Here is a 24,359-nt window from a genome sequence, read left to right on the forward strand (position 1 = left end):
TAAAGGTTTATTAACTCAAACCGGTTTAAAAAGAGAAGTCAGATCTTCCAGGGTCAGTTTCTCAATTTTGTCCGCATCCTCCTGATAAACCTCATCGGCTAATGCACGTTTTTTCTCCTGCATCTTCATAATCTTTTCTTCTACAGTATTTTCAGTCAATAGTTTATAGACAAAAACAGGCTTATCCTGACCGATGCGATAAGCACGATCGGCTGCTTGAGCTTCAACCGCAGGATTCCACCAGGGATCATAGATGATCACCGTATCGGCTTGCGTCAAGTTTAAACCCACACCGCCAGCCTTAAGACTGATCAAAAACACATTGACCGCACCGCTGGTAAACGTTTCGATCACCTCGTCCCTGTCTTTGGTCTGGCCGGTTAATTGAGTGTACTGAATTTTGCGCTCAATCAATTCAGCTTCAATGAGTCGCAGCATTTTTGTAAATTGAGAAAAGACCAGTATTCGCCGCCCTTCTTCCAGCAACTCCGGCAACATCTCCATCAATAAATCAAGCTTGGCCGATTCTTTGACTTTTTGAGCTTCCTTCAAAGGTAATGTTCTGGGATCACAACAGGTTTGCCTTAGTTTCAGCAACGCATCCAGAATGGTGATGTGACTTCGCGCCAAGCCTTTTTCCTCGATTGCGGCCCGCACTTTCTGCTCCATGGACAAACGAATACTTTCGTATAAAGCCGCCTGTTTATCATACAACGGAACCGACCGGATAATTTCAGTCTTGGGCGGCAATTCTTTTGCCACTTCCTGCTTGGTTCTTCGCAACAAAAATGGAGCCAGACGCCGGGATAATCTGTTTTTTTGTTCAACATCGCCCTCCATCTCAATAGGCGACCGGTAGACCCGCTTAAAAAATGCACTATCACCCAAAAATCCCGGCATTAAAAAATCAAATTGAGCCCACAATTCACCCAGATGATTTTCCATGGGCGTTCCTGTCAAACTTAACCGGTGAGTTGCTTGAATTTGCCGGACAAATTTTGACGCATTGGTTTTGGGATTTTTGATCATCTGAGCTTCGTCCAGAATAAGATAGTAATAGCTCGACTTTAGCAACACATCGGCATCTCTGGACAACAACGGATAAGTAGTCAAAATCAAATCATGACTATCAATTTTATCGAACAGACTCTTACGATCAGATCCCTGCAGGGTTAACACTTTCAAGCCGGGCGTAAAGCGCTCTGCTTCGCGGCGCCAATTCCCCATCAGACTGGTCGGAGCAACGATCAGGCAAGGATGAATCAGGCGCCCTGCCTCTTTCTCAAGCAACAAATGGGTCAGCGTTTGAATGGTCTTGCCCAGGCCCATATCATCGGCCAAAATGCCGGCAAAGTGATATTCCCTCAAAAATTGCAACCAGTTCAGCCCCTGGTGCTGATAAGCCCGCAACTCGGCATGTAATCCCTGAGGCAGCACCGCCGCACTGATACCCGTAAAATTTTTCAATTTACGGCCTAAGTCTCTTAAGGATTTACCGCCTTTAATGCTGAACATACCATAGCTTCGTTCTTCAACATCAACGAGGCTGGCCGCATCATAGCGGGAAAGTTTGAGCGTTCCATTGCCGTTTGCAAGCCCTGTACTAAATAACTCATATAAAACATTAAGAATGGGCTGCAGTTGTTCGGAAGAAATTGAAAGATAGTTGTGAGTACCGACAGAAATATTGAGCCTGTCCGGTAAAGCATTAAGATCATAATGTTCAAGGACCGGCATGATTAAAGGCAGCAAAGGTAAAGACTTGCCGTCGATGCTGACATTAAAACTCATATCGAACCAATCATTGTCTTTTTCTTCTATCTCGGCATCAAAAGACTCAGACATTTGAAACTGCATAAGAAAACTGGGATCTTGCTCAATCAGCCAGCCCTCTTGCTGGAGCTGTGGACAAACCACTTCCAGAAAATCCCGCCACACATAAGGATTATCCACGCCGCTGTTTTTCAGAGGCCCCCATAACAAGCGCTCATTTTTATCCGCCGATGACCACTCAAAGCCCAAACCGATGAGCCTAGCCAATGCCTCGCGCTCCCTTTCCTGATCGCGATGAATACGCAAAACGCCTTCAGGCACTTTAACGACAGCGAGCGGGAACTCTGAGTCTGCCAGTAAAATATCGCCATAATCGAAGCCCAATTTTAAAAAATGATTATAGTGACGTCCTTTGTCCTCTCTTCCTAACAGTATAAGATGAGGACGGGGCTCTATATCCTTCCGTTCGATCAAATCCATGTCCTGGGGCGGCGGCACCGGAAAATCAGGATGACTGAATATAAGCATTTCACTGAATTGCTCGACCAAAATTTCCGGCACAGGGGGCGCAGTCATCAGATAGCTGGCCTGCTCTGCATTTAAAGGCCGGGTATCCAATGCCCCTATGCTATTCAGACTTTCATCCAGATAAAGCGGCGGTGTAACGCGAATCAGCTTAGCTTCCGGCTCAATCACGCCAAGCAAGTGATAATCGCCATTATCTTGTTTTTGCCAGTTGAACTTTACTTGGCGAGGCTCTCCTGGTGTTAAAGGTGAGTTTTCAATATCCAGATAATACAATCTTCCCGTGCCAATGAGTTTGGTTAACACCAAATTCCCTGCAGCGCCGGCGATGATAGGCTGACTCGAAGGCGTTAGTTTAAGAGCCGAGAGCAATCGGATAATTTCCTCATCTTCCGCCTGAATAAACGAGCTATAGCTATAGTTGTAGCGCAGATTATTAATGCTGGTCTTTTTGCCCTTACTCAAACCGCCTGAGGGTTTCTGGCGGGTTTCCATAAGATCCAGTATGTAGCCATAAGGTTTTGAACCAGGCATTAATACATAAGCCAAGAACTCCTGATAATCAGGTTTACTTTCAGGCTTTTCCGTATAGGCTTCCAACCATCTCAGACAATCGGCCGTATGCGTTTGAATCGCTTTCGGATGGGTCAATAATTTTTGATAATACAGACAGACCGCGGCAACATGCTTGCAGTTATAACCAACCGAACAGGAACAGCGGCCATTAATAGAGATCGCCCTGTAATTGTTTTTCCATAAAATTTTGATTGTTTGCTCGTAAACTTTTTTACCACTTCCCTTAACCGATGAAACGAGCGTCGCAGAATCATTTTGTTCCTCAATACTGACATCTGCTACTTTTTCGTTCAAAAAATAATCCATGCCCGCGGCAAATGCCGAGTCGCTGCATTCATAGCGGATATCTGAATTTAAAATCGCTTTCTGATTCATTCGGGGACAAACTTCACTTGAGGTCGAGAGAAAATGGATAAGGTACCGGCATCTTTATGCTAAAAGAGCCTTCCGGCAATGCGAGATACTCTTACAGTGATTGCAATGCGCCGCCACAGCTACTGCCTTGACCCGCTGTACAGCCAAAACAATGGTCACGAACAGTAATGGGTTGCCCATTTAAAATAGAAAAGTTCAACCCACTGATATGAGCTTTGCTTTCAGATAACGCACCTAGAGGCAAAGCCAGCATTTGATTGAAATCACAGTCGTAGACATAGCCTTGCCAATCAACACTTAATGTATTACGACACATCACTTGTTCAAGATTTTCAGCATGATGATTCGTTTTTAGCAACTGCATATACTCGTCGAATATATTTTTATTAATCAGATATTTAGCAAATCGCTGTATCGGCAAATTGGCCAACGCAAAAAGCCGGTTGAAGACGATGCCGTAATGACTCAATAAATAATCCTTGTAGGCTTTTTCCAGCGAGGACTGTTCCGGAGGAAGGCTGACACCTTGAGGGTTAAACACCAGATTGAGTTGCAAATCGCTACCCGGCTGACCATAACCCAGGGCATTCAAACGCTGCAAAGCGGCCAAACTAGATTGAAAAGTCCCTTTGCCTCTTTGTTTGTCAACATTATCCTCCAGATAACACGGCAAAGATGCGATGATTTCAACCTCATGACCGGCTAAAAATGCAGCCATCTGTTCATAGCCCGGTTCTTCAAGAATCACCAGATTACAACGATCAATTACCTTGACCCCCATCGCTCGAGCCCGGCTAACCAAATAAGTAAACTGGGGATTCATCTCAGGCGCCCCGCCGGTCAAATCCAGCGTTTTTATTTTGGCCTGATCTATAAACGCCAGCACTTCCCGGATAGTCTCTAGCGTCATCACCTCGGTTCTTTTGGGACCGGCATTGACATGGCAATGCGTACAACTGAGATTACAAACGTACCCCAAGTTAACTTGCAGAATCTCCAGATTCTTTCTGAGAATGGCTGGAAAATCAGTTTCGCCAGTATTCAAAGCGGTCGCTCTCATCATCTCAATCTTTACTTAAATAAATATCGCCATAGTAAGCAGTGACTTTTCCTTTGCCATTATCGGTATCCGTCATGACTGCAACAGCGTCAATGTAACGGCTGTCTTTATCAACATGCTGTCTTAAATCCTCCAGCAAATTCCGTTTTTCGTAAAACCAGGTTCCGGTCGCATCTTCATTGGACCTAAGCGCCACCATCATCGCATTATTACCGGCAAAGGCATTAGGCCAAACGGCCTCTTTAGGTGAAGATACCGCCCAGACATAATTGATTGCCTTGGTCCGCCAAAAAGCAAGCCCCCCATCAATAACCGCATAAACCCGGGCAGCATAGTCATCACCCTGTTTGCTATGTTCGTCTCGCAGACTCAATCGATTCTCGATGCGCCAACGCCAATTGATAAACGGGGTTTGCAATAAATCTATGCGTTGTTTTTTAAACAGGCCGGAAGCTGAGTTTTCGCTGATTGCCTGCAAAACCAACTTCTGGTCAAGGCTCACCAGCCGATAATCTGTTTCACTGCCGAATGATTTGGGTTGCCATCCGTTTAATGAATCCCCTGAAAAATCACCCACCACCAGACGATCAGCCAAGGCGCTGTTCAGCAACCCAAAGCAAAGAAGGCTTGTGAGCCCAAACGTTCGGTAAATTTTACCCGCTAGCTTTTTCATTTAAATCCGCAAACAAAATTAATCCACTCATAAACAATCATTGTACTCGATTGCTTTTGGCAATAAAGGTGAAGCGCTAAATTAAAATTCGGCTCAATCCTGACCCTCCTAAGTTAAAAATGACTTAATATCTTCCTTGAATAAAAAAACACTGGAAAAAGAGTTTATACCTCATGTAAAATGCGCCGCTCTACATAGTCAACTCAATAATGCCTGGGTGGCGGAATAGGTAGACGCAAGGGACTTAAAATCCCTCGCTCGTAAGGGCGTGCCGGTTCGATTCCGGCTCCAGGCACCATTCGAATCAAGTCCTTAGAAATATCAAGAAATATTGCACATCCTTGATTTTTTTCGGTTTTGCTTATAAAGCATGCGCATTCAGAATTTTAGCAACTAACTTTACTATCCTCAGCAAACAATCGAATTGGACTCTGACGATTTATTACACCCTCATTCGACAAAATTATCAGCCCAATCTCAACGTTGATAAAAATCACCCAAGATATTCGCAAAACAAAAAAGCTTAAGCGGCAGGATTCTTATTGAGAATACGACCAGTTTTTTGCTTGTCACACTGAAATCACAAAAAAAATAATCGATACCGGCATCTCCGCGCCCATGTCCAGAAAACAAAAAACCGCCGGAGGGCGGTCTTTTCGTCTTTGATTAAGTTGACGCACTGAATGACAACCTCAACAAATAAAACGCTCAATCAGTTGCCGGGCATGTATTTACACTCGCTTTTGATTGATTTCAATGTGTAACGCTCTAAATTCATCGGTCAGTTTATGATGAGGCGCATAGTGAACAAGCGGCTTCGCTTCGCTGTGTGACTCCCTGATTTTTACCGAGGGAGATATTTTTGCGTCCAGCACCGGATGACCCAGCGATATTAACTCTTCGACCAGTTGACGGGGTAAGTTGGCCTGTTTTTGGTATTGATTGACGACGATGCCTTCAATCTCAAGATTTTGGTTGTGATCGGTCTTAACTTCAGCAAGGGCCTGCATTAAAGTAAACAAGGCTTCTCTTGAAAACGCATCGCAATCAAACGGAATAAGGCATTTATCCGCCGCAATCAAAGCGGATTGGCTATAAAAGTTTAAAACAGGCGGTGTATCTATATAAATGGTATCGAAACCTTCCAACTTATCCAAAGCTTCTTTGAACTTAAAGATTTTATAACGTGACTCCAGACGCGCTTGCAGAGGCTCCAATTCAGGATGAGAAGGAATGATATAAAGATTGGGAAAAGGCGTTTCATGAATGACGCTTTCAAGCCCCGAATCATTGGAGCCAAAAAAACCTAAACTCAAACTGGCTTTGAAAAAGTGAGCAATGGTCTGGTCGGAATTAGTGACGTTTCCACCCAACAGGTACTGGGTAGCGTTGCCTTGAATATCCAGGTCAACGACCAAGGTTTTTTTGCCTTCAACCGCGTTAATGGCGGCCAAATTACAGGTGATGGTCGATTTACCAACGCCGCCTTTCTGGTTGAAAATAACCCTTTTCATACTGTTTACCATGAGTTCAGATGAGTAATTGAGTGCATTATAAAGTTAACCTTAATATTATCAACAACGGACAAACGTATCTGCGCCGCAAGCTGGGCACTTGGGAATAACACTGGTTGTTTTAAATGCAATCTCTTTATTGCACTGATCACAGACAAATGTTCCCGGTCCTGTCACTTCTCCGCTATGGTAAGTATTTTGCTCGGCAAGAGTTTTTAGCTTGGCAAGTTCCACACTGGTTTTATCGGCGACACTCATAAACGCATCGAGTGCAAAATTTTCAATCAGATCGATATCAAACTTTAACCATTCGGATAGGTCGTCAGTGCCGTCTTCATTCAAGGCATGAGCCGCATGCTCAACGTCACGCTTAACATAATCGGATATTTTTGATAATTCTTCCTGAGTCACCCCACCTATTTCGCTGGTTTTTTCCTTGGCTTTTTCCAGCGCATTGGCCAATGAATGAATACCATCATCCATGACCTCATAGAGATGCCCCATCAGATCGTTATAGGCTTCGATAAGCTTATTGTCACTCATGTTATTGACTCCTTAAAATGAGACTTTTGATTTGTACAAGTGTACTGTATTCTAACGATTTTGGCCCGAAAAGATGAGTTCGATGGAAGAAATTTACAAGCCTTCAGTTATTGAGCAAGCCGTTCAAAAAGCGTGGGAAGACTCAGGCAGCTTTAAAGCTGTCGAATCGTCTGATGCTGAGAAATTCTATTGCTTATCGATGTTTCCCTATCCCAGTGGCAAGTTACACATGGGCCACGTCAGAAACTACACAATCGGCGATGTGATCAGCCGATTTTTCCGGATGCAGGGGAAAAATGTAATGCAACCGATGGGCTGGGATGCCTTTGGCTTACCGGCTGAAAATGCGGCTATGCAACATGGCGTCCACCCCGCCGACTGGACGTATGAAAATATTGATTACATGCGTGACCAGCTCAAAAGACTGGGCTTTGGATATGACTGGGACAGGGAACTGGCGACTTGTGATCCCTCCTATTACCGCTGGGAGCAATGGTTTTTTATCAAGCTGCTTGAAAAAGGCCTGGTTTATAAAAAAACCGCACCGGTCAATTGGTGCCCGTATGACCTGACTGTTTTGGCTAATGAACAGGTTATCGACGGCGGCTGCTGGCGTTGCGGCACCCATGTCGAGCGCAAAGAGATTTCTCAGTGGTTTCTTAAAATTACCGCGTATGCTGACGAACTACTGCAAGCCCTGGATGGCCTGGACGGCTGGCCGGAACAAGTCAGAACCATGCAGACCAACTGGATAGGCCGGTCTGAAGGCGTGGAAATGGATTTTCAAGTCGCGGAAATGGGCGAACCTTTAAGAATTTATACAACTCGTCCTGACACCTTGATGGGCGTGACCTACCTGGCAGTCGCAGCGGAACACCCTTTAGCGCTAAAAGCCGCCCATAACAATCCAAAAATAGCGACCTTCATTGAAGAATGTAAAGTCATGGAAACATCGGAAGCCGCGATGGAAACTATGGAAAAACGCGGTGTTGATTCGGGCATTCAAGCGACACATCCCATTACCGGCGAGCAAGTGCCGGTCTGGATTGCCAACTTTGTATTGATGGGATACGGCACCGGTGCCGTCATGGCCGTCCCTGCTCATGATCAACGCGATTTCGAATTTGCTCATAAATACGGCATTCCGCTAAAACAAGTTATTTTTGCCAAAGACGGAAGTCCTGATGACATCAACGACCATGCATTTACAGACAAAGGCATTCTAAATAATTCCGGCGAATTCGACGGCCTGACGTCTCAAGACGCTTTTTCGGCCATTGCTAAAAAACTGGAAACGGAAAACAAAGGCCAGCGCAAAACCAATTTCCGCCTTCGGGATTGGGGCGTGTCAAGACAGCGTTATTGGGGCGCGCCAATTCCGGTGATTTACTGCGATGATTGCGGTGTTGTTCCTGTGCCGGAAAAAGATTTGCCCGTGGAACTACCGAGAGATGTTGTGCTGGATGGCTCACAGTCGCCTCTGGTTGCTCATCCGACTTTTTCGCATGCGGCCTGCCCTAAATGCGGCAAAGACGGGCGAAGGGAAACGGATACGTTTGACACCTTCATGGAATCTTCCTGGTATTTTGCCCGTTTTGCCAGCCCTAAAGCCGACAAGATGCTGGATGAAAACGCCAATTACTGGTTGCCTGTTGACCAGTATATCGGCGGTATTGAGCATGCCATTCTGCATCTTTTGTATTCGCGCTTTTTCAACAAGCTGCTGCGCGATGAAGGTTTACTTGTTAACGACGAACCTTTCAAAAAACTGCTCACCCAGGGCATGGTGTTAAAAGACGGCAGCAAAATGTCCAAATCCAAGGGCAATACGGTTGATCCTCAGGCCCTTATCGACGAATACGGAGCCGACACGGTTCGCTTGTTCATTATGTTTGCAGCCCCTCCCGAACAATCGCTGGAATGGTCGGACAGCGGCGTTGAAGGGGCCTTCAGGTTTCTACGCCGCTTATGGAAGCAGGTTCATCTTCATGTCACTCATTCGCAAGCTATACCGGCTCTGGACAAACAATCGCTGGACAGCGATCAAAAGTCAATCAGGCGTCAGGTACATCAAACACTGGACAAAGTGACCGATGATCTTGGCCGACGCTATACCTTTAATACGGCGATTGCGGCCAATATGGAGCTGCTGAATTCGGTTTCTAAATTCTCGGACACATCTGACAATGCGCTGGCTATTCGTCAAGAAGCATTAGAATTCATCGTGTTGATGCTTGCACCGATTGTGCCTCATATTTGCCAGCATTTATGGCAAGGACTGGGACACCCGGGTTCCGTAATAACTGAAAAATGGCCGGTCTCGGACCCTTCCGCATTACAACAGGATGAACTGGAAATTGTGGTTCAGGTAAACGGTAAATTGCGCAGTAAAATTTTAGTTTCTGCATCTGCTAGCCGCGAAACAATCGAGGCTGCCGCTTTGAATGATGAGCACACACTGCGCTTTATCGATAATAAGCCGGTTAAAAAAATCATTGTTGTACCGCATAAACTGGTCAATATTGTTGTTTGATGAGCAAGGTAATTGAGTAAGATCGATATGATGATAAAAAGAACGCTGGTTTTAGGTTTGGTCTTAATGACCGCGGCATGCGGCTATCAATTGCGCGGCGCGATTGATTTGCCTGAGCAAATGCGCAAGATTTATCTTAAAAATGCATCCAATTCCTTGCAGCAACAATTTACCAAAACACTGAAAGCATCATCCGTGGATGTGGTCAAACAGATAAATCAGGCGGGCCTGGTTGTCGCCGTATTTAACGAGAAAATGGATCGCCGGGTTCTTTCACTAAGTTCCACCGGAAAAGCCAGCGAGTTTGAGCTCAATTACTCACTGGATTATGAATTGCAGGACGCGTCGGGGAATGTCCTTAAAAAACCTCAATCCATTGAAATTACCCGTGAATATTACAACGATCAGGAAGCCATCATTGCCAAAACCAATGAAGAAGTGATTATTCAACAAGAACTTTATCAGCAGGCAGTAAAAACGATAGTCAATACAGCTCGATCCGATCTGACCGGCAAATAATCAGCAATGCGGTTAAGACTGGATCAACTGGAAGCTAACTTAAATAAACAGCTGCAAGCTGTTTATTTAATAAGCGGTGACGAGCCGTTGCAGTCAGGCGAAGCGGCAGACCTGATCAGAAAAGCGGCTAAACAAGCCGGCTTTGATAACCGGGAGGTATTGACGGTGGATGCTCATTTCGATTGGCGAGAATTGAGTGCCGCCGCTGAATCGATGAGCATTTTTTCCGAAAAAAAACTCATCGATCTTCGTCTACCTAACGGCAAACCGGGAATGGAGGGTAGCAAAGCTTTCCTTCATTATTGCCAGCGTCCCCCAGAAGATACGATTTTACTCATCACCTCAGGAAAACTCGAGGCCTCGGCCAGCAAATCAAAATGGGTGCAGGCAATCGAAGCCACAGGGATCATGATTCAAGTCTGGCCCCTGACAGGTAAGGAACTGATGAATTGGCTAGCGCAACGTCTGCAACAAAAGGGAATGAGTGCCGATAGTGATGGGCTGAAAATTCTGGTTTCGCGCATAGAAGGAAACCTTCTGGCTGCGGCTCAGGAGATAGAGAAGCTTTATGTCTTATACGGCTCGGTAAAATTAAAAAACGAAGACATCACGGCTGTAGTGGCTGACAGTTCCCGTTATGATGTTTTTAATCTGGCCGATGCCCTATTGGCAGGAAAAACCGAACGCATCATTAAGATTTTAGAGGGATTAGCAGCCGAAGGCGTTGCCGCACCGATTGTGCTTTGGTCAATCACCCGTGAAATCAGAGTGTTGTGTAAGATCAAACAGAGCTTACGCGATGGACATTCTAAAGATCAGGCCTTTTCAAAAAACCAGGTTTGGGATAAACGCAAACCTCTGATTGATGCGGCCATACATCGCTTGAATACTAACAAACTTGATCAGGCGCTGCTATTAAGCGCTAAAGCCGATCGACAAATCAAGGGAGCGCAAATGGGCGACCCCTGGCATACCCTTTTAACGATCTGCTTGCTGATGGCCGGCCTTGATCCTATGGGAGAAACAAGCTAAATCTTGCGCCACCCAGTGTACTTTCATTGTCTATGACTACAAAGCCACGGCGTTGACCTTGGCTATGAAGTTCTGCAATGGTTGAAGCAAAATGAAGCCCAAGTCCGGTATTGCCTTTTTCCAGCTCACTGCTTTTGACTCCTTGAGTGCCCGCCATGATGCCGGAAGAAAAACCGGGACCGTCATCTTCAATGCATAAGCAAACATAGTCATCTTGCTGCCGCCCTGATAATCGAATGGCTTGACGACAATAGCGCAGCGCATTGTTAACGATAGAAACCAGCACCGTATTGATTAACGTATCCTCGCAAAAACAAAACAAATCATCGCAGCATTCCACTGTGAACGAAATCTGTCGTAATTGGATCTGCAGGCTTTGCTGACACCCCACCTCTTCCAGAATATCGAGAACCCGACACTCTTCAAGCAGAGGTTTGAAGTGACTGGCATCCAGCCGATAGAGAATTAACAACTGCATGACACAACTGTTCATTCGTGCCGTTTCGAAATCCAGCACCCTGAATTCCGGCCTTTCCAAATTGGCATACTCTAACGCAAGCGTTTTGATCAAAGAACGAACGATTTGAAGTGAGTTTTTTAAATCATGTACTGACGAGGCAAGAATATCACTGAATTTTGCTTCCTGACTCATTGTTAAGACGCCGTTGAATTGATTTTATGCGACAAATTATTCAACTGAGCCTGTAGATGTTCGATTTTTTCTTTTTTGACCCCAAATTGCGACGCCTTATTGATAAACGTCTGAATGCGTTGAATTTTTTCTTTGCTCACTTCACTGGACTTTAAATCATGCAACAAAATCTTGACCATATTAATCATAATGGTTTTGTTTTCCGGCATGGTCGTTGCCGCCTTTTGGAAAACCTGCGTGGCTTCGGTGATATTGCCCTGCTTAAATAAATCCACACCCTTATTATTAATATCGACCAATTCTTTCTTGATACGCGCTATCAGTTTTTCACCTTGTTGCGCATTTCCGGTCTCGTCCAGTACTTTTCTGACATCGCCCATAAAGTGATCATCGTCGGCATGGTTTTTAATCAGCTGCTCAAGCTGTTTATTTGCCGCTTTATCATCGCCTTTGAGATAACTGGTTTTAATCATTTCCAATCTAAGGTCGGTAGGCGCCTTGCGACCCAGCTCCAGACTCAGTTTTTGCGCTGTTTGATAAGCCTGCATCGATGATTCCTCATCGGCCAACTGGTGAAAAACTTCTGTTTCCAGCAACGCAGCTCTTAGCTCCGCTTCAGGATTGCCAAAATAAAGCGAGCGCATGTCTTTTAGAGTTTTGAGCGCCGATTTCGCGTCAGTCTTCGAATAAATTTTGGCCAACCCGGCAAAATCCTCTGAAGAATGATGAACGGAGTTTTTGCCCAGATCGATAGCTGTTTTATAGGCTTTTTCGGCGATGACCAACTCGCCATTCATATTGGCCATGGTCGCCAACTTCTGCTGCCTCAAGATTGCCTGGGGAGATAATGCAGTCGCTTCATTCAATGTTTTCTGAGCCCCGGCAAAATCTCCTTGCGCCTCATGCGTTTTGGCCAGCCAGTCAAATGCTTCGAGCATCATCGGATAATCATCAATCAATTTACGGAAAACAGCTTCGGCCTCGCCAAAATCGTCTTGCAAATAGGCGATGATTCCTAAGCCCAGAGTGGCCCAATTCAATTCACCTTGTTCTAACACAGCCTGATAAATGGCTTTGGCCTTTTTGAAATCTCCGATTTTAATGGCCAGTTGGGCACGCAGCTTGAGGAGATGTGTATGCATGAGGCGATTGTTTTCCAGCAGCTTTTTGTCGCAATGCGCAATTGCAAGACTGATGTTGCCTGAATCCAACGCTTTCTCTATGTCGCCCAGATACTCTTTGCGGGAAATATTTCTTTTGATCCGGTTAAGCAACTGTTCCGCGTTAAAAGGCTTGGTCATGTACTCATCGGGCTTATTGTCCATTGCCCCCAAGACCATGCTTTGAGTTTGCTCGGCCGTCACCATGATAAATACTGCATAGAATGGAAGCAGTTTCCTGAATCTGGCTTCTTCCAGTATCTGCTGGCCGTTTTTACCTGAACCCAGGTTGTAATCGCAAAGCACAATATCAAAACTTTCCTTTCGCATTGCGGCGATGGCGCTAGAGCCGTTGGCGGCCTCGGTTATGAGCTTCATGTTAAACCCATAGATCATTTCCCGGATCGCCTTACGCATGGTGGCTTGATCCTCGACGATAAGAACTTTCTTTGCTTTTAGCGATTGCTTCATCTGGTGAAGTTTAAACGGTGATGAAAAAGTGTCCAGCGGAACGTCAAATAAATCCATTCTCCTGTTTCGTAAAGTGCATGTACGCAGCAGACAAAACAAGAAAATAGAAGGTATTTCTCGCCATAAAAGTCATTATTGATCATAAACTGGCTGTTTAAACTGAAAATAAATCATACCTACTCGCCCACTTTGAATTGAGGGCGTCGGTGCTTGGTTTCAAAGGACGCATCAATACGTTCCTGTCGCGCTCTGCAACATCCCTGTTGAAGAAGCCTTTTCAATCAACTACCTACACCCAATAAAATGGGAGGGGGTAAGCAGATACAATAAATAAATCCTCTCAATAGCCTCTATTATAAAGGCATTACTCAAATACAAGCAGTCTCTTAATCAACCGTTTAAAAAACAATTTTTTTGACAACACCCTTTTGCAATCAGCAAACTTGATTAACTCAGTGAGTCGATGCGCCGCAGGTTCCCACGGCTCTTTTTTAAATAAAGAAAGCTCGATTTTATTTCTTTGTTTAGAACCGGCTTGAAAAATAGACTTGCCATCCCCACATTGACAGAAACCCTATTAACTGAATTGAGGAATCTATAAGCATGACTGTTGAAGCCAAAAAAGAAACCCGCGGATTTCAAACCGAAGTTAAGCATCTGCTGCATTTGATGATCCATTCCTTGTACAGCAACAAGGAAATATTTTTGCGCGAATTAATCTCCAATGCCTCTGATGCGGCAGATAAACTGCGTTTTATGGGCTTATCGAATGATGCGCTTTACGAAGGTGATAGCGAATTAAAAATCCGTATCAATTTCGATAAAGACCAAAAAACCATCACCATCATCGATAACGGTGTGGGTATGGATCGCCAGGAAGTGCAGGAGCATATCGGCACCATCGCCAAATCCGGAACCAAACAGTTTTTTGAGTCATTAACAGGCGACCAAGCCAAAGACAGCGAATTGATCGGCCAGTTCGGCGTCGGTTTTTATTCCGCGTTCATCGTTGCCGATAAAGTGACCGTTAAAACCCGCAAAGCCGGCTTATCCGCTGAAGAGGGTGTGTTGTGGGAATCAGCCGGAGAAGGTGAGTACACACTGGAGTCCATTGAAAAACCAACCCGCGGCACCGAAATCACCTTACACCTGAAAGAAAGCGAAGACGAATTTTTAGACGGTTACCGCCTCCGCTCCATTGTCAGAAAATTCTCCGATCATATTTCTTTGCCGATAGTCATGGACAAAGTGATTCCGGCGGAAAAAGACGACGAAGGCAATGAAACAGCGCCATCCAGAATCGAAGAAGAGACCGTCAACAGCGCATCAGCCTTATGGACCAAAGCCAGACAGGATATTTCCGATGAAGATTACAATGAGTTCTACAAACACGTAGGCCATGATTTTCAAGATCCTTTGGCTCATGTCCACAGCAAAGTGGAAGGCACCAACGAATACACCTTGTTGCTTTATGTACCGTCAAGAGCGCCGTTTGATTTATGGGACCGGGATGCCAAACACGGCGTCAAACTTTATATCAAGAAAGTCTTCATCACCGATGATGCCGAACAGTTAATGCCGCGCTATTTAAGGTTCATTCGTGGCGTCATTGATGCCAGTTCCTTGCCGCTTAATGTATCAAGGGAAATCCTGCAACAAAGCAAACAAATCAGCAACATCAAATCCGGCGCGGTTAAAAAAGTGCTGGGCTTGCTGGAAGGTATTGCCAAAAACGAACCTGAAAAATACGAACAGTTCTGGACGGCATTCGGCAATGTCATCAAAGAAGGTCCTATAGAAGATTTCAGCAACCGCGAACGTATCGCCAAGTTACTGCGCTTCTCTTCAACCCATACGGACAGCGAAAAACAAGACGTGTCGCTGGAAGACTATGTCAGCCGCATGAAAGAGGGCCAGGAAAAAATTTATTACGTGACCGCAGACAGCTTTGCTGCCGCCAAAAATAGTCCGCACCTGGAAATTTTCCGCAAAAAAGGCATAGAAGTCTTGTTGTTATCCGACAGAATTGATGAGTGGCTGATATCCAGCGTGTCCGATTTTGACGGCAAACATTTACAATCCGTCGCTAAAGGTGATCTGGATTTAGGCAAACTGGAAGACGAAGAAGAGAAAAAAGAGCAGGAAACCGTCAACAAAGACTTTGAATCGGTACTGAGCCAAATCAAAGAAGCATTAAAAGACAAGGTTAGCGAAGTCCGTTTGTCGCACCGCTTGACCGACTCCCCGGCCTGTCTGGTAAGCGATGTTTACGGCATGAGTCTCAATATGGAGCGCATCATGAAAGAAGCCGGTCAAAAAATGCCCGGATCGAAACCCATATTCGAGCTAAACCCACATCACCAGTTAGTCACGCGCCTTAAAGAAGAGCAAGACGATCAACGTTTTGACGATCTGGCGCACATTCTGTTCGATCAGGCGGTACTCAGCGAAGGCGGACAACTGGAAGATCCTGCCGCGTTCGTACATAAGTTAAACGGTTTGTTACAAGGTCTATTGAAATAAAACACGACTAAAAAAGGCCGGGAAACCGGCCTTTTTTATGGGCGTTAGAAAATTAAAACGGATAACCGCAGGAATTGAATGAATGGCTGTTTTTTAGGGCGATAACTTATTTAAAACACAAGGTCCCCGCCATTCCATCAAATTGGTTTTTGCCGGTAACTATATTAATGACACCGTTGACTTGAATGTTGCTGTTGGCCGAATCAAGATACTTAAACTTTCCCGTCCCTTTAACCGGATTCATGGTTTCTGAAATGGGTATTTGCCCCTTTTTATCAGGAAAACCTAATGGAATCGCAACATCATTTGACGTAAAAATCAGACCCGCTTTATCAGAAGAACCTAAAACATGATTTAGAAAAGTGATGCCATATTCATTCTGACCAATGATTTCTCCTTTAAATGGCCCGTCCATTTTAAGTGCCGCCTTTGGTTTATTTGTTGATTTAGCTTTAATCAAGTGGATTTCATATTGACCCATCTGTTCGAAACTACCCTCAATAGAATCAGAATTCATAGGATTAAGCGGAATGGCGCTAGAGCCACCAGTTCCGCTTTTAATGCTATAACACCCGCGCAGTTCGTCATTTGCTGAAACTGCTGATATTGAAAAAGTAAAGGCCGTAAAGGCCAAGAGGGTTTTAATCTTCATTGGTGATCTCCCAAAAATGTTTGAAAATTGACTGATTGTTTTTACAAAATATCGGTTTTAAATATAACTGCTTATCGAAAATTTTGGGGTTGTAAGCCTTTTTCAATGATGATTGAATCTGGCGCATGCCCTATTTCCAGGGGACAAATACGGAGCTTTGTCACGTACTAAGGCAAAACGTATCAACAACGAAGTTTAGACTATCGATCAAATCGATGCTTTTCAGTCGAGAAAATACGCACAAACCAGAAACAGGTCGGTGCGGTAACGTACAGTCTTCAAAAATCGGGATAAATGACCTGGAATCGAACAAGATAAGGCCTTGCAATAATGAATTAGGATAGCGTAGCTGGATACTGCCTGGCTTAATTGACGCGACAATGTGCCCACTAAAGTCGGCACATGTCCCAAATTGGCTGGATGAAATGGGTTAAATGAAATCTACAGGAGTGAATGATTTGTAAAAAGCTTTTTAAGGGAAAACCGGGGAATTAAAAATCACAACCCTGATTGTTCTTTTGTACTTTTTTTGCGCCAAAAATAGATAGCCGTACCCACTGCGCCGCCGACGAAAAGCAACATCAAAATCGGATGCTCATAAAGCATATCAAAAAAAGCGCCCATACCTTGCGATGTACCCCGATAATAAGGACCCATGCGACACCCCTTCCCGTCTTGTGCGGGATAAACGATAGATTAAAAAGATTGCCCGTTAAATACAGCCGAACAGCCAGCTATTTAAAACTTAGGTTGTTTACAGCTTATCTTGAAAAGCGGCATTGTCCAGTTCAATACAGCATTCGGCAATCAACTAAAAGAGCTTGCCCTAAACACATTCAATAAACTCAACCACGCATTCTTTATCACAGCGTTATCCTCAAACGCATTCGCAATGGCGAATCGGTAAAAATCAAGACCTTCTCAACTACGTTATCAGCAACTGGCGATTCGTCCGGGTTTCTTGTATAGTTCGCCGCTTTTCCGGATGTAAGCCATGTTGGAAACCGATGTCATCATAATCGGAGCGGGAGCGTCCGGATTGATGTGCGCAATTGAAGCAGGCAAGCGCAAGCGAAAGGTGCTGGTCCTCGAACATGCAGCAAAGCCCGGTAAAAAAATCCTGATGTCGGGCGGTGGTCGTTGTAACTTTACTAACATCTCGGTCGAGCCGGAAAATTATATTTCTCATAATCCGCATTTTTGTAAATCAGCCTTGAGCCGTTATACCCAGTGGAATTTTATCGACTCGGTTCAACGTTCTCAAATCCCTTATCATGAGCGTGAATACGGCCGCCTGTTTTGCAATGACAGCGCAAAGGATATTCTCGCTATGCTGTTGACAGAATGCCGGTCGGCGGATGTCAACATTGCGTTGAATACCGCCATAGAAGCCGTCGAACAACGTCCTGACCAAAAATTTCTGGTCAAAACCAAACTGCAACATTATTTATGCAGTTCACTGGTGATCGCGACGGGCGGTCTGTCGATTCCAAAAATGGGCGCTACGCCGTTCGGCTATAAAATCGCCGCACAATTCGGCATCCCGGTTTGGCCGACTTCGGCAGGCCTTGTCCCGTTTACGCTGCAACCGGATGATAAGGAAAAATTATCCGACTTATCGGGTATCGCATTGCTGTGCAGGGCGAGTTGTGCGGGGCACAGCTTTACCGAAAACATCCTGTTTACGCATAGAGGGCTAAGCGGCCCGGCCATGCTGCAGCTATCGAATTACTGGAATCCCGGCCAGCCGTTGACGATCGATTTATTACCAGAGACCGATCTTGCCGCACATCTGCAGCAACTCAGAACAACAAAGTCCAAATCCGCATTAAAGACAGTGTTGTCCGAGTTATTACCGAAACGCTTGATCTCCTGCCTGATCGATGAAACGCTACTGAATGGCAACTTGGCGGACTTATCTGCCGCTCAGATCGATTTTGTGGCAGACCGAATTAACAACTGGACGATCAAACCCAATGCGACGGAAGGCTACCGCACCGCCGAGGTGACGTTGGGCGGCGTCGATTGTAATGCGATTTCATCGAAAACGATGGCGAGTCATGACGTGCAGGGGCTTTATTTTATTGGTGAGGTGCTTGATGTAACCGGATGGCTGGGTGGTTATAACTTCCAATGGGCTTGGGCGTCCGGCTGGTGCGCCGGGCAATATGTTTGAGCTGTATAAGAGGTAGGATGGGCAAAGCGCAGCGTGCCCATCCTACTTTGCTAAATTCAGCGGGTGATTTTAGGGCAATAGGGGGTTATCAATGACTGCAACCGGCACCATGCACATGGCCGTGAGCCAATTCGTCCATCGTCGCTTCTCTGATATCGGTTATTTCCACGTCAAAAAATAATTTCATACCGGCCAAAGGATGATTGCCATCGATGGTAACATCATCGCCTTCGACATTAATGACCGTCACGACACCGGGGCCTGAGCTGACATCTGCATGGAACTGCATGCCGACTTCAATCACATCGATTCCTTCAAACATCTGACGCGGAATAACTTGCACCATGTCTTCATCGTAATTGCCGTAAGCTTCTGACGGTTCTATTTCGACATTTAACTTATCGCCAACGGCTTTACCAAGCAGGGCCTGTTCCAGTCCGGGAATGATACTGCCTTGTCCATGCAGATAAACCAGCGCATCACTGCCAATTGAACTGTCCAGCGTTTCACCGGCGTCATTGGTCAATGTGTAATGAATAGAAACAGCCATATTTTCAGCGACTTGCATGGGAAGAACCTACTGTTGATAATTTAAGAAACGGCTATGATATAAAATAAAGTCTCTGTTGTCTGAAAATATTAAAAACTGGAATATAAAACCCCATGAGCCGCTGGAAACCACCCCAAGCCAAATCATCTCCCTATATCACCCAAGCCGGTTATCAAGCGCTGGAAAACGAATTACGGGCGTTATGCGACAAACGTAAGGACGTCACCGCCGCTCTGTCAGCCGCTGCCGCTGAAGGTGACCGGTCGGAAAATGCCGAATATATTTATCGCAAAAAAGAATTACGCGGCATTGACCGGCGCATTCATTATTTACAAAAGCGTTTGCCCTCGCTTACTGTCGTCTCCCAAGCGCCTTCTGCTCAGGATAAGATTTTTTTCGGGGCCTGGGTTACGTTGGAAAATGAATCCGGCGAGCCGGTCACCTATCGAATCGTTGGGGCGGATGAGCTTAATCCGGCCAAAAACTATATCAGTCTGGATTCACCGCTTGCCAAGGTGTTGCTGAAAAAAACCTTTGACGATGAAGTGACGATCTTTATCGAACAAAAACCGGTCAGATACACCGTGCTCGATATTGCTTATAGCCAGTAAACCGGAACCCTTTGTTTATAAACGCTGGGCAACCAGATGCACATAGCGCCCCATGTCGCGGAATGTGGGTTGCCGGCAATAACGGCTTTCCAGTTCAAACAGTTCGTCCGCGTTGCTTTGCGCTAAGGTCTCGTGATTCAGATAATCATGAAAAACACGTAATCCGGTATGAGTGATGATCTTAAAATGATTGTTTTCAAGGAAGTCTATTACATCGTGCGGGTATTGCGGATTGGGCGGCGTCAACTTGGAGCCTTTACCCAAATAACTGTCATCCAATACGTTTTTCCAGCGCCAGCCGCCTTTTAGAACGTTACCGAAGACCATGGTATTCCGATTGTAAAACAACAAAGACAAGTGCCCGCCGGGTTTTACCTGCTCGATAACGGTTTGCAGGGTTGGCAAGGGATTCGCCAGCCATTCAAGCACCGCATGAAACAAGATCACATCAAACTGCGGAAGTTTTAAAGCAAGAGTCTGAGCCGACTCCACATAAAATCCGGCAGCCACATCTTCATTAATAAAAGCCTCCCTGGCACGCTCAAGCATTTTTTCCGACACATCGCAAAGTGTCAGATGATGACCTCTTTTAGCCAGCCAGAGACTGATTTGGGCAAAACCACAACCGGCATCCCAGATAGTCAGTGCGTCTGAGGCATCGTAAAAAGGCGTCAGATCTTCCTTTAATAATTTCAGCCGCCATTCCCCTTTCGCAGTTTGATATATTTTGCGGTCGAATTTATCGATGAGCTGATCGAAATTCCGATCTTTGGCTTGAGTCATCTGTCATCACGCGTGTTAAATAAAAATTATGGTATCTATTCAGCGTAGGTTGGGTTAGGCGATAGCCGTAACCCAACACGTCGGTTTATCTGATGCTGATGGCTTCGATTGTTGGGTTACGCTCTATCGAGCTAACCCAACCTACGCAAGTCCCACAAGTATCCTTCAGCGTTTTCACTGAATAGTTACAAATCATGCCCATAAAAAAGCCCCGGCTGAAATCAGCCGGGGCTTGGTTCAAGCTTAAAGCGCTTGGGTCAGCAATTACATCATGCCGCCCATGCCACCCATTCCGCCCATACCACCCATGCCGCTCATATCAGGACCGCCATGTGCTTTGTCGTCGCTTGGAGCGTCAGCAACCATCACTTCAGTTGTGATCATTAAACCAGCAACGGATGCTGCGTTTTGCAGAGCAAAACGAGTTACTTTCGCTGGATCCAGGATACCCATTTCGATCATGTCGCCATAGACACCTGTAGCGGCGTTGTAACCAAAGTTACCAGTCCCTTTAGCCACTTCATTCAGGACAACTGAAGATTCGTCTCCAGCGTTCTTAACGATTTGACGCAATGGTTCTTCCATCGCACGACGCAGGATGTTGATACCCACATCTTGATCGTGATTGATACCTTTCAAACCATCCAGCGCTTTTAATGCACGAATAAGAGCTGTTCCGCCACCTGCGACCACACCTTCCTCAACCGCTGCACGGGTTGAGTGCAATGCGTCTTCAACGCGGGCTTTTTTCTCTTTCATTTCAACTTCAGTCGCTGCGCCAACTTTGATTACCGCAACACCGCCGGCCAGTTTAGCCAGACGCTCTTGCAGTTTTTCTTTGTCATAATCAGACGTTGCGTCTTCAGCTTGTTTGCGAATTTGCGCAACACGGCCTTTGATGCTTTCTTCAGTCCCTGCGCCGTCGATAATAGTGGTGTTTTCTTTGGTAACTTGTACTTTTTTCGCAGTTCCCAATAACTCCAATCCGGCTTTTTCAAGACTCAGACCGACTTCTTCAGAAATCACAGTACCACCGGTCAAAATGGCAACGTCTTCCAACATCGCTTTACGACGGTCACCGAATCCTGGCGCTTTAACAGCAGCCACTTTAACGATACCGCGCAAGTTGTTGACAACCAGCGTAGCCAAAGCTTCGCCTTCAACATCTTCAGCAACGATCAATAAAGGACGGCCTGATTTGGCAACGCCTTCCAATATCGGTAATAAATCACGGATGTTGGAGATTTTTTTGTCGTACAGCAAGATAAATGGGCTTTCCAGCTCAGAACTCATGCTGTCCTGATTGTTGATGAAATAAGGAGACAGATAACCACGGTCAAACTGCATACCTTCAACAACGTCCAATTGGTTTTCTAAACCTGAACCTTCTTCAACAGTGATAACGCCTTCTTTGCCGACTTTTTCCATCGCTTCTGCGATGATTTGACCGACTGACTCATCAGAGTTGGCAGAGATAGTGCCTACTTGAGCAATTGCTTTGCTGTCAGTACACGGTGTTGCAGCCGCTTCGATAGACTTGACGGCTACTTCAACCGCTTTATCAATACCGCGTTTTAAATCCATCGGATTCATGCCGGCAGCAACTGCTTTCAGGCCTTCGTTTAAAATTGATTGGGCTAAAACCGTTGCAGTTGTTGTTCCATCACCAGCTACATCAGAAGTTTTAGACGCCACTTCCTTGACCATTTGGGCGCCCATGTTTTCGAATTTGTCTTTTAATTCTATTTCTTTTGCGACCGATACACCGTCTTTAGTAATTGTAGGTGCGCCGTAGCTTTTATCTAAAACCGCATTACGGCCTTTAGGACCTAAAGTTACTTTTACTGCGTTGGCAAGAATGTTAACGCCTTGCACCATTAATGTACGCGCATCACTACCGAATTTTACGTCTTTTGCTGCCATCTTAATTCCTAATCTATTGAATGTTATATGTTTATGATAAATCCAGTGTTTTGGACTTAACCCAAAATACCCATGATGTCGTCTTCACGCATGATGATCAGTTCTTCGCCATCAACTTTGACTTCATTACCGGAATATTTACCAAACAACACCTTATCGCCAACCTTAACTTCCAAAGCGCGAACCGTACCGTTGTCCAGCGCTTTACCTTGGCCTACGGCTAACACTTCGCCTTGGCTGGGTTTTTCAGCGGCTGAACCGGGCAGAACTATGCCGCCAGCGGTTGTCGTTTCCTCTTCAACACGTTTAACAACTATTCTGTCGTGTAAAGGACGTATTTTCATCAATATCTCCTGAAAAAATTAAAACAAAGGTAAAAAATGGATTATTAGCACTCGCTATTCATGAGTGCTAATAATAATCAGGTTTTGCAGTCTGTCAAGTTCTTTGGCATCATAACTTTCAAAATTTAATCCACTAAACAACTTATGAATGACGATCAACTCCTGCGCTTCAGCAGACAAATCATGCTGCCGCAAGTCGATGTCGAGGGCCAGCAGAAACTCCTGGCCGCTCATGTTCTGATCATCGGAGCAGGCGGACTAGGTTCGCCGGCATCCATGTATCTGACCGCTGCCGGTGTAGGGAAAATCACCCTTTACGACAACGACACCGTCGATCTGTCAAACTTGCAAAGACAGATTGCCCATCACACGGCCGATATTGGGGCTAACAAAGCATTTTCAACCCTAAGCACGCTAAAAAACTTAAATCCTGGAACAGAAGTCAGTGCATTCAGCAAACGCGTTGAAGGACAAGAATTATTGGATGCTGTATTAAACGCGGATATTGTTTTGGACTGCAGCGATAACTTCACAACTCGGTTTGCAATCAACCGCGCTTGTGTGACGCATCAAAAACCGCTGGTATCGGGAGCCGCCATTCGCTTTGAAGGGCAGATTTCCACCTTTACGCCTGGCAGGGATAACAGCCCCTGTTATAACTGCTTATATTCAGATACCGGTGAAGAATTACAAAACTGTGCGACTAATGGCGTTATCGCGCCCATCACGGGGATTATCGGAAGCTTGCAAGCATTGGAAGCAATCAAGTTAATAGCCGGCATCGGTAAAACGTTGACCGGCCGCTTGCTGTTGATTGATGGTTTGACGATGGAATGGACTGAGATGAAATTGAGAAAAAATCCCAATTGCCCAACCTGCAGTTGATAACAACGAATATGCTGAAATCATTCATGCAGCCCAAACGGACTGCATGAATGATTAACCGAATGACAGATTGCTTATTGTTTATTGTTTATTTTTTTGTAAAAAACCTTTAAACATTTCGATGGCCTTTTCAGCCAAATCATTAACTTTGGAAGGACTGTCACCGTGCGGCTCGGTCTCACCAAAAGGTTTACCATTATTGATGGTGTACTTATATATAAAGTAACCTAATGGGGCAAACGCAAAAGCAGCGATAACAAACATCACAATGAATAGCCAGGTAACACCCATATTTCCTCCTCAAGGATTTCTTTTTTAATTATTTTTAATATATGGTGAGGTTTGATAATAACCTTATAAGCCTTGACATTACAAATAATTGCACTCCCCTTAACAAAATTTATCAGCTCTGTGCTCAGCAATCGCCTATAAATCAGTGCATTAAACTTGGCTCAAACTCTTTAAGATCCTTCCGCGGCAATAGTTGCGCAACCTAAAAGTTCGTC

The 24,359-nt window shown here is 45.2% G+C and carries 21 protein-coding genes and 1 tRNA gene; 8 read left to right on the top strand and 14 right to left on the bottom strand.

The annotated features are described in order from the left end of the window. Positions 1-15 precede the first annotated feature (15 nt). From Q7V32_RS12885 to Q7V32_RS12895, 3 genes are all read right to left on the bottom strand, one after another. Positions 16-3,249 (bottom strand): SNF2-related protein, encoded by a 3,234-nt coding sequence (locus tag Q7V32_RS12885; RefSeq protein ID WP_304897390.1) that lies wholly within the window; start codon positions 3,247-3,249, stop codon positions 16-18. A 91-nt stretch (positions 3,250-3,340) separates the two neighbouring features. Then, positions 3,341-4,312 carry an arsenosugar biosynthesis radical SAM (seleno)protein ArsS gene (gene arsS / locus Q7V32_RS12890; protein ID WP_370691463.1) on the bottom strand — a complete coding sequence of 324 codons (972 nt, stop codon included), beginning with the start codon at positions 4,310-4,312 and terminating at the stop codon, positions 3,341-3,343. 1 nt (position 4,313) lies between these two features. Beyond that, positions 4,314-4,982: a DUF3047 domain-containing protein gene (locus Q7V32_RS12895; RefSeq protein ID WP_304897392.1), complete on the bottom strand. Its 669-nt coding sequence runs from the start codon at positions 4,980-4,982 to the stop codon at positions 4,314-4,316. Between the two features lie 211 nt (positions 4,983-5,193). Between Q7V32_RS12895 and Q7V32_RS12900 the strand changes: the two genes are divergently transcribed. Beyond that, a tRNA-Leu gene (locus Q7V32_RS12900) sits at positions 5,194-5,280 on the top strand. A 433-nt stretch (positions 5,281-5,713) separates the two neighbouring features. Here Q7V32_RS12900 and Q7V32_RS12905 read toward each other — a convergent pair. Continuing rightward, the gene (locus tag Q7V32_RS12905; protein WP_159651833.1) at positions 5,714-6,496 is read right to left on the bottom strand and encodes a ParA family protein; all 783 of its coding nucleotides are present in this window, start codon (positions 6,494-6,496) and stop codon (positions 5,714-5,716) included. Positions 6,497-6,556: 60 nt separating this feature from the next. Beyond that, positions 6,557-7,039 carry a zinc ribbon-containing protein gene (locus tag Q7V32_RS12910; RefSeq protein WP_304897393.1) on the bottom strand — a complete coding sequence of 161 codons (483 nt, stop codon included), beginning with the start codon at positions 7,037-7,039 and terminating at the stop codon, positions 6,557-6,559. Between the two features lie 82 nt (positions 7,040-7,121). Here Q7V32_RS12910 and leuS point away from each other — a divergent pair, with 82 nt between their 5' ends. The 3 genes from leuS to holA are packed head-to-tail and all read left to right on the top strand — an operon-like array spanning position 7,122 to position 11,123. Beyond that, positions 7,122-9,572, top strand: coding sequence for a leucine--tRNA ligase (gene leuS, locus Q7V32_RS12915; protein WP_304897394.1), 2,451 nt, complete (start codon positions 7,122-7,124; stop codon positions 9,570-9,572). A 27-nt stretch (positions 9,573-9,599) separates the two neighbouring features. Then, on the top strand, positions 9,600-10,091 hold the full coding sequence (gene lptE / locus Q7V32_RS12920; RefSeq protein WP_304897395.1) for an LPS assembly lipoprotein LptE: 492 nt from the start codon (positions 9,600-9,602) through the stop codon (positions 10,089-10,091). A gap of 6 nt (positions 10,092-10,097) precedes the next feature. Next, a complete protein-coding gene (gene holA, locus Q7V32_RS12925) occupies positions 10,098-11,123 on the top strand; it encodes a DNA polymerase III subunit delta (protein ID WP_304897396.1) in 1,026 nt (341 codons plus the stop codon). Here holA and Q7V32_RS12930 read toward each other — a convergent pair. Then, positions 11,104-11,775: a sensor histidine kinase KdpD gene (locus Q7V32_RS12930; RefSeq protein WP_304897397.1), complete on the bottom strand. Its 672-nt coding sequence runs from the start codon at positions 11,773-11,775 to the stop codon at positions 11,104-11,106. The genes holA and Q7V32_RS12930 overlap by 20 nt on opposite strands. Positions 11,776-11,777: 2 nt before the next feature. Further along, positions 11,778-13,463: a tetratricopeptide repeat-containing response regulator gene (locus Q7V32_RS12935; RefSeq protein ID WP_304897398.1), complete on the bottom strand. Its 1,686-nt coding sequence runs from the start codon at positions 13,461-13,463 to the stop codon at positions 11,778-11,780. Positions 13,464-14,009: 546 nt separating this feature from the next. Here Q7V32_RS12935 and htpG point away from each other — a divergent pair. Beyond that, positions 14,010-15,929, top strand: coding sequence for a molecular chaperone HtpG (gene htpG / locus Q7V32_RS12940; protein ID WP_304897399.1), 1,920 nt, complete (start codon positions 14,010-14,012; stop codon positions 15,927-15,929). 106 nt (positions 15,930-16,035) lie between these two features. On the opposite strand, the gene Q7V32_RS12945 is transcribed toward htpG, so the two are convergent. Beyond that, positions 16,036-16,581 carry a hypothetical protein gene (locus Q7V32_RS12945; RefSeq protein WP_304897400.1) on the bottom strand — a complete coding sequence of 182 codons (546 nt, stop codon included), beginning with the start codon at positions 16,579-16,581 and terminating at the stop codon, positions 16,036-16,038. A gap of 498 nt (positions 16,582-17,079) precedes the next feature. Beyond that, positions 17,080-17,238: a hypothetical protein gene (locus Q7V32_RS12950; protein ID WP_304897401.1), complete on the bottom strand. Its 159-nt coding sequence runs from the start codon at positions 17,236-17,238 to the stop codon at positions 17,080-17,082. Between the two features lie 337 nt (positions 17,239-17,575). On the opposite strand from Q7V32_RS12950, the gene Q7V32_RS12955 reads away from it, so the two are divergent. Then, entirely contained in the window at positions 17,576-18,757 is a 1,182-nt protein-coding gene (locus Q7V32_RS12955) for an NAD(P)/FAD-dependent oxidoreductase (protein ID WP_304897402.1), read from the top strand. 88 nt (positions 18,758-18,845) lie between these two features. Here the strand turns inward: Q7V32_RS12955 and Q7V32_RS12960 are convergent, their stop codons facing one another. Beyond that, positions 18,846-19,325: a peptidylprolyl isomerase gene (locus Q7V32_RS12960; RefSeq protein WP_304897403.1), complete on the bottom strand. Its 480-nt coding sequence runs from the start codon at positions 19,323-19,325 to the stop codon at positions 18,846-18,848. A gap of 95 nt (positions 19,326-19,420) precedes the next feature. Between Q7V32_RS12960 and greB the strand changes: the two genes are divergently transcribed. Next, the gene (gene greB / locus Q7V32_RS12965) at positions 19,421-19,918 is read left to right on the top strand and encodes a transcription elongation factor GreB (protein ID WP_304897404.1); all 498 of its coding nucleotides are present in this window, start codon (positions 19,421-19,423) and stop codon (positions 19,916-19,918) included. A gap of 15 nt (positions 19,919-19,933) precedes the next feature. Here greB and Q7V32_RS12970 read toward each other — a convergent pair whose 3' ends face one another. The 3 genes from Q7V32_RS12970 to groES form a co-directional block, all read right to left on the bottom strand. Beyond that, positions 19,934-20,701, bottom strand: coding sequence for a methyltransferase domain-containing protein (locus tag Q7V32_RS12970; protein ID WP_304897405.1), 768 nt, complete (start codon positions 20,699-20,701; stop codon positions 19,934-19,936). Between the two features lie 264 nt (positions 20,702-20,965). After that, on the bottom strand, positions 20,966-22,624 hold the full coding sequence (groL, locus tag Q7V32_RS12975; protein WP_304897406.1) for a chaperonin GroEL: 1,659 nt from the start codon (positions 22,622-22,624) through the stop codon (positions 20,966-20,968). Between the two features lie 56 nt (positions 22,625-22,680). Further along, entirely contained in the window at positions 22,681-22,968 is a 288-nt protein-coding gene (groES, locus tag Q7V32_RS12980) for a co-chaperone GroES (protein ID WP_304897407.1), read from the bottom strand. A 144-nt stretch (positions 22,969-23,112) separates the two neighbouring features. Between groES and Q7V32_RS12985 the strand changes: the two genes are divergently transcribed. Then, positions 23,113-23,853: a molybdopterin-synthase adenylyltransferase MoeB gene (locus Q7V32_RS12985; protein ID WP_304897408.1), complete on the top strand. Its 741-nt coding sequence runs from the start codon at positions 23,113-23,115 to the stop codon at positions 23,851-23,853. Between the two features lie 81 nt (positions 23,854-23,934). On the opposite strand, the gene Q7V32_RS12990 is transcribed toward Q7V32_RS12985, so the two are convergent. Continuing rightward, on the bottom strand, positions 23,935-24,144 hold the full coding sequence (locus Q7V32_RS12990) for a hypothetical protein (protein WP_304897409.1): 210 nt from the start codon (positions 24,142-24,144) through the stop codon (positions 23,935-23,937). Positions 24,145-24,359 lie beyond the last annotated feature (215 nt).

Source organism: Methylicorpusculum sp., assembly GCF_030651835.1.
In the GTDB taxonomy this organism is placed as follows: Bacteria; Pseudomonadota; Gammaproteobacteria; order Methylococcales; family Methylomonadaceae; genus Methylicorpusculum.